The sequence below is a fragment of the Frankia sp. CeCAU1 genome, assembly GCF_977971845.1.
Map to the genome: position 1 here is coordinate 1 of NZ_CDWWXA010000113.1, position 5,668 is coordinate 5,668.

The following is a 5,668-nucleotide window of genomic DNA, read 5'->3' on the forward strand; positions in this document are numbered from 1 at the left end:
GTGCACCCAGTCAGGAGACAGTTAGCGCCGCTAACTACCCCGCAGCCCATGCCATTACACGCAATGCCAAAACAATGACACCCAATTTCTTTCCCATATCCCACTAGGAAAACAGCCGGAATGGCAAGATCCCGTAGTGCGCAACGGGCGCACAACAGACGTGCGTCTCCGCCCGCCGCACATAGAAATACCCGCCGGGAACAGACCCCTGAGCCATTCCCGGCGGGTCTTCGCGATACCGCCCTCATGCGGCAGGCGGAATCGCGGGAAAACGCACCCGGCACTGACCTGGGCCGCCACACGGGACGTTCCCGGCGAGCACCCTCCCGGGGCGGCGCGCCGGGTGCGCATGCCAGGCCACCATAACACCCCGGCCGCTACAATGGGAGGCGCGTTCATGCGCCTCCCACCGGCCGGCCAGGTCCCCCCGTGCCTGGCCGGCCGGCGCGCCCCCGGGGAAACACCGCGCCGGGGGGCCGCGGCGGCCAGCTGGGGGACATCACCGCACGGGGGACCGAATGGGAGGTTAAACGCGATGGGCCTTCACCTGATGTTCGACGCCAGCAACCCGCCCGCAACCGGCTACCCGGGGGCGCAGGCTGCCGCCGGCTATATCGGCGGGAACACCCCGCACGTGTGGTCCCTTGACGAATGGGACCGTTTCGGCCACCTGGTGCAGTTCCCCATCTGGACCGGGTACGGGGAAGACGACCCTGGGGAGCATGCGAAGTCGTGCGCCGCGGCGATGAAAAGCCTCGGCTGGGCGCCCGGTGAGCCTAACCGGCGCGCCGTCATCGTCGATCAGGAGTCCGAGATCGACGGGCCGTGGCTGGACACGTTCGCCGGGGTCATCTGGGACGCCGGGTACACGTGCCGGGTGTATGAGTCCCTGGCGGCCCTCCAGCACAACCCGGTGGAAGGCGGGGTTATCCTCGCGGACTGGACGGGTGTGCCGGAAATCCCGCCGTATAAGCACGTTGACGGCTGCCAGTACCGGGGCAACGTGCCATTCGCTGGCACCGAGGTTGACCTTTCCGTTATCACCACGGAAATGCTGGCTCATGGCGGCACGGGACCCCGCCGGCGTCCCGCCTAGAGCGGGGGTGCCCCCCTCAAATCAGATGGCACGCCGTCAGGTAAGTTTCAATTGCGGCTGGTGCGGCACGCCGACCGTCCGGCGCCTGGACAGATGGCAGGAGCGGGTATGCATCGACTGCGCGCTGCTGACCGCCAGTGGGGCCGCCCGGCAGATGGCAGAAAAACGCGGGCCTGCGTATGATCACTGGCTAGAAAGCCGCGGCCCGCGGGGCCGCCCCCGCAAAAGAACGGAGTAAGCCATGGCAAAGGCCATGCCCGACCCGACAACCGCCGCGACCAAGTGGGCACAGAATCTCGGCGCCGCCGGCACCGCCTACACCACCGGGGTGCAGGCCGTCACCCAGGCCCCCGGCCAGGCCGCCGCCAACGCCAGCGACCGCTACCTCGCAGGCGTCCAGTCCAACGTGAACAAGTTCAAGGCCAACGTCGCAGCGGTCAGCCTGGGTGACTGGCAGACCGCCGCGGTGAACAAGGGCGCGCCCCGGCTCGCCTCCGGGGCGACCGCCGCCCAGCCGAAGATGCAGACCGTGTTCACGCAGCTGTTCCCCTACATCGAGCAGGTCCGCAACAGCCTGCCCGCGCGCGGCGACCTCGAGCAGAACATCGCCCGGTCGGCCGCGTTCCAGCGCGGCATGAACAAGTTCGTCAAGCACTAGGCCCGCCAGGACACCACAGCTAAGGAAGGACGATCATGGGCCTTGCTATCGACACAGTGCTGGCCTACAGCACCCAGGGGGCCGCGTCCGCGTTCCCCACCGCACTGGGCACCGCCACCGGGGACTCCCTCACGGTGCGCAACTTCAACTCGACCGACTCCGCGCAGCTCGAGTCGGTCATCTACTCCGCCGGTGGCGGGCAGAAACTCCGCATCACCAGCCCGCGGCTGCACGACCCCAACACCGGCCTCACCCTCGCCCCCGGCGAGGTGCCCGCCCAGTTCGCCCTGCCCCGCGAGGCGGGCGTGCAGCTGTACCCCGGTGACACCCTCGCCGCCTACGGCGGGATCGCCGCCGCCGGGACCATCACCATGGGCCTGGTGAACTACTACTCCAACCTGCAGGGCGCCAGCGCGCGGCTGCACATGTGGGGTGACATCTCCGGGCTGATCAAGTACTACAAGACCGTCGAGGTGGACCTGGGCGCGATCGCCGTGGGCGCGTGGACGGACACGCTGATCACCGCGACGGAGAACCAGCTGCACGCCGGCTCGGACTACGCCGTCCTCGGCTACGAGGTGGACCCGGCGGTGGACATCGTCGGGGTGAAAGGCGCGTTCACCGGGAACCTGCGCATCTGCGGCCCCGGGCCGGTCTCGACGCTCGCGATCAGCGAGTACTTCGTCACCATGTCCGAGAAGCACAACACGCCGCACATTCCCGTGTTCAACGCCAACGACCGGTTCGCCATCTACGTCAGCGCCGCCAACCACGCGGCTGTGGCCGCGCAGGCCGCGTCGGTGTACCTGATCCTGGCCGAGCTCACCCAGACGGTCACCCCGTAGGCCCCGCCGCCCCGCGGCCAGCTGGCAGACCTGGCCGCGGGGCAGCGGTCACCGTCCCGCCATGGAGGCGCCATGACCACTCCCAGCATCGCCTACGGGGGCCGCACAGCCGGCCTGGCCGGGGTTGTGCCACCACCCGCCAAGCCGGTGCGTGTCACCGGCCAGGCCGGCACGTACGAGATCTACAGCGGCAAATGCGCCGTCGTCAGCTGGTCCCTGTCCAACCAGTCCGGGGCCACCAACAACCTCGTCATCTACGACGGGGACAGCGCGAACGGCATCCAGGTGGCCCGCGCCCACGCCGGGGCGGGCGCCGACGACAATTTCGCGTTCGGCGGTTCCGGGGTCCTGTTCGAAACCGGTATCACGGTGAACGACTCCGGCGCCGCCTGGGTGGGCACTATCCACGTGATCCCGCTGTCGTGAAAGGCGCCCGGCCCATGATGACAGCTGCCACCGTGTTCTGGGCGGTATGGTTCGCCATGCTTATTATCGGGGACCCGCTGTGGATTCATTTCGGCGGGGAAAAAGCCAGCGACACGCATTTCCTGGTTGTGCATATTTCCTACGGTCTGCGTATCGCGGTGCTGGCCTGGCTGGCCTACCATTTCCTGTATGCGCACGTAAAGAACTGACATGACCGTCCCGGCCACCCAGATCCTGTCGTACGCGGTGCTCATTCCCGCCGGCACCGCCCAGAACGCGCCCGTCACCACCGACGTGTCCTTCGATCAGGCGTCGGTGGTGGCCATCCGGTGGCGGGTGCCACCCGGGCCGTCCGGCTACATGGGATTCCAGGTCACCTCCGACAGCGCCGGGGTCATCCCGCTCGGCGAGGCGAACTACATCGTGGCCGATGACGAGTCCGCCCAGTGGGACATCGCCGGCTACCAGGACTCCGGATCCTGGCAGGTCACCGGGTACAACACTGACTCGTTCGACCACACCGTGTACCTGGACTTCCTCACTGTCGCCCCCGGCGCCGACGTGCCCGCCACCACCGGCACCACCGGCACGCCGGTGACCGCCACGAACGCGGACCTGTCCAGCCCGCCACCGGACGCCAGCACGCTGCAGGCCGGGGTGCAGGTGCAGACGTGAGCGTGCTCGACTGGTCCCAGCTGCAGGCCATGTGGAGGTTCGGCGGCGGGTCCGCCAGCGCGGCCCCGATGATGGCCGCGATAGCGCTCGCGGAGTCATCCGGCCAGTCCGGCGCCGTGTCACCGGCCGGCGCGATCGGCCTGTGGCAGATCATGCCCTTCTGGGCGGGGACGTTCGGCTGGCCCGTCAGCTACCTCTACCAGCCCGCCTACAACGCGCAGGGGGCCGTTAAGATCAGCGGCGACGGCAGGAATGTGGGCGCGTGGGACACGTGCTACAACCCGCCGTCATCGGCTGCGCACCGGCTGAACCTGTCGTTCCCGCAGCGGGGCAGCCCGGCATGGAACGAGTTCTATGATCACGGCGGCAAGCAGACCGCGGGCGGGGGCGGGCCGGGACTGCCGGGCACCACCGCGAGCGAACGGGACCTGGCGGAGAAAGTCTCCTGGGCAAACCACCTGCAGGCGAATGCGATCGTGAACAACACGAACTGGGTTGCCTACAGCCGCACCGATCACTGGAAAGGCCCGACATCGATACCCCACCTGTGAGGACATTATGGCCAGTACGTACACGTGGCAGGTCACCAGCCAGGCACCGGAAACCCAGTTTGACGCCAACGGCAACCAGGTGACCGGGAAGATAGTCCAGTTCACCATCAATGACACCGGCTATCAGGGGCAGGTGTTCATCCCGGATGTACTGTACGGGAACACGCAGTATGTTCAGGAAGCAATCCAGAACGAGGTCAACTCTGTGATGGCCGTACATCAGCTGAGCGGGTGAGGCGCCGTCATGCCCGGCTGGCTGCGCTCGTTCCTGAACATCATCACCGCCCCCGTCCGCACCTTCTACCATTATGAGTATAAAAGCATCGCCTGGTTTAGCTGGGTGGACGGGACACTGCACGGCATTGTCCGTTTCGCCTACGAAACCTACGTGCTGCTCACCTATGACATAGCGAATTTCTCTTACTATGTGGGGTCGTTCGCCAAGTCGGCACGGGAGCGGATGAACCACATCGAGTTCGTCCGCCTGGGCCGGGCGGTTATCGACGCCGAAACGTATGCGGCATGGCGGGTGCACCGCGAGTGGGCGTGGCGGCGCGCCGAAGTGGCGGCCGTCCGCAGATACCTGGAGTCTGTTATCACCAGGGTCGCGCTCGTTCTGCAGCACAACATCGACCTGGAGATAAAGCACCGCGAAACGGCCATCTCCAACCTGCGCACTTTTCTGGTCAACTTCATTGACTACCTGATCGGGCAGACGCAGAAGCTCATAGCGGACGAGGTTGCCGCCCGTAAGAAGGCCGTCGCCGCGCTGCGGCAATGGACCGTGCAGCAGCTGGCCGCGCTCACCAAAATAGTGAACGCGATTATTCCCACGGTGAACAAAGCCGCCGCGGCCGGCTACAACTCGGTGCGCAGCGACCAGAACAGCACCCTGGTCAAGATCATCACCGACCTGGGCACCGACAACCCGGCAGTGAAAGACCTGATCAGCCAGCTGGTGCAGATCCTGCTGGACCTGCTGGAGGTGGACGACCCGATCGCGCGGCTCGCCGGGAAGGTGCTGCTAACCCAGGTTATCGACCGGCTTGGTGTGGACAAGCTCGCCGGCGGGCTCGCGGCCGACCTGATCGGCCTGTTCCTCGGCGGCGGGCCGCCGTCCACCCTGCAGCAGGTGGAGGCGGACGTGGCGGGCCGGCTGAACGCCACCGAAGCACAGTGGCAGCAGTTCTACGCCAACGGCGGCGACGACGTGGAAAACCTGGGGACGCAGATGCGGGAATCATCCAGCCTGGAGTTCCTGATCCCCATGGCCGCCCTGTTCGCCGGCATGGTGGCCGACCCCGCGGGGTCCGCCGCCGCCGCCACCGCGGTGCTGACCCCCGCCGCGACGGCGGTCATGACACCGCTGCTGGATATCGTGGGCGCCGGATGACAGGGAGGCTGGCGGGGTGAGCGC

General features: G+C 67.0%; 9 protein-coding genes. All 9 read left to right on the plus strand.

Annotated features, from left to right (window positions below; all coding sequences use genetic code 11):
* The first annotated feature begins 535 nt into the window (after positions 1-535).
* The 9 genes from AC08OO_RS17630 (at position 536) to AC08OO_RS17670 (ending at position 5,644) form a co-directional block, all read left to right on the plus strand.
* Positions 536-1,096, plus strand: a complete 561-nt coding sequence (locus AC08OO_RS17630) for a hypothetical protein (protein WP_476618769.1) — start codon at positions 536-538, stop codon at positions 1,094-1,096.
* Between the two features lie 241 nt (positions 1,097-1,337).
* On the plus strand, positions 1,338-1,754 hold the full coding sequence (locus AC08OO_RS17635) for a hypothetical protein (RefSeq protein ID WP_476618770.1): 417 nt from the start codon (positions 1,338-1,340) through the stop codon (positions 1,752-1,754).
* A gap of 35 nt (positions 1,755-1,789) precedes the next feature.
* Positions 1,790-2,599 carry a hypothetical protein gene (locus AC08OO_RS17640; RefSeq protein ID WP_476618771.1) on the plus strand — a complete coding sequence of 270 codons (810 nt, stop codon included), beginning with the start codon at positions 1,790-1,792 and terminating at the stop codon, positions 2,597-2,599.
* A 72-nt stretch (positions 2,600-2,671) separates the two neighbouring features.
* Positions 2,672-3,025 (plus strand): hypothetical protein, encoded by a 354-nt coding sequence (locus AC08OO_RS17645; protein ID WP_476618772.1) that lies wholly within the window; start codon positions 2,672-2,674, stop codon positions 3,023-3,025.
* Positions 3,026-3,039: 14 nt separating this feature from the next.
* Positions 3,040-3,234 carry a hypothetical protein gene (locus AC08OO_RS17650; protein ID WP_476618773.1) on the plus strand — a complete coding sequence of 65 codons (195 nt, stop codon included), beginning with the start codon at positions 3,040-3,042 and terminating at the stop codon, positions 3,232-3,234.
* Position 3,235: 1 nt separating this feature from the next.
* Positions 3,236-3,700 (plus strand): hypothetical protein, encoded by a 465-nt coding sequence (locus AC08OO_RS17655; protein WP_476618774.1) that lies wholly within the window; start codon positions 3,236-3,238, stop codon positions 3,698-3,700.
* Entirely contained in the window at positions 3,697-4,251 is a 555-nt protein-coding gene (locus AC08OO_RS17660; RefSeq protein ID WP_476618775.1) for a transglycosylase SLT domain-containing protein, read from the plus strand. Before AC08OO_RS17655 ends, AC08OO_RS17660 begins: the two co-directional genes overlap by 4 nt.
* Positions 4,252-4,258: 7 nt before the next feature.
* The gene (locus AC08OO_RS17665) at positions 4,259-4,486 is read left to right on the plus strand and encodes a hypothetical protein (RefSeq protein ID WP_476618776.1); all 228 of its coding nucleotides are present in this window, start codon (positions 4,259-4,261) and stop codon (positions 4,484-4,486) included.
* Between the two features lie 9 nt (positions 4,487-4,495).
* Positions 4,496-5,644, plus strand: coding sequence for a hypothetical protein (locus tag AC08OO_RS17670; protein ID WP_476618777.1), 1,149 nt, complete (start codon positions 4,496-4,498; stop codon positions 5,642-5,644).
* The last annotated feature ends 24 nt before the right edge of the window (positions 5,645-5,668 follow it).

Bases quoted from the DNA above. Each gene is read 5' to 3' on its own strand.
- AC08OO_RS17655 (WP_476618774.1), top strand. From the start codon at position 3,236: ATGACCGTCCCGGCCACCCAGATCCTGTCGTACGCGGTGCTCATTCCC.
- AC08OO_RS17665 (WP_476618776.1), top strand. From the start codon at position 4,259: ATGGCCAGTACGTACACGTGGCAGGTCACCAGCCAGGCACCGGAAACC.
- AC08OO_RS17640 (WP_476618771.1), top strand. From the start codon at position 1,790: ATGGGCCTTGCTATCGACACAGTGCTGGCCTACAGCACCCAGGGGGCC.
- AC08OO_RS17670 (WP_476618777.1), top strand. From the start codon at position 4,496: ATGCCCGGCTGGCTGCGCTCGTTCCTGAACATCATCACCGCCCCCGTC.
- AC08OO_RS17630 (WP_476618769.1), top strand. From the start codon at position 536: ATGGGCCTTCACCTGATGTTCGACGCCAGCAACCCGCCCGCAACCGGC.
- AC08OO_RS17635 (WP_476618770.1), top strand. From the start codon at position 1,338: ATGGCAAAGGCCATGCCCGACCCGACAACCGCCGCGACCAAGTGGGCA.
- AC08OO_RS17650 (WP_476618773.1), top strand. From the start codon at position 3,040: ATGATGACAGCTGCCACCGTGTTCTGGGCGGTATGGTTCGCCATGCTT.
- AC08OO_RS17645 (WP_476618772.1), top strand. From the start codon at position 2,672: ATGACCACTCCCAGCATCGCCTACGGGGGCCGCACAGCCGGCCTGGCC.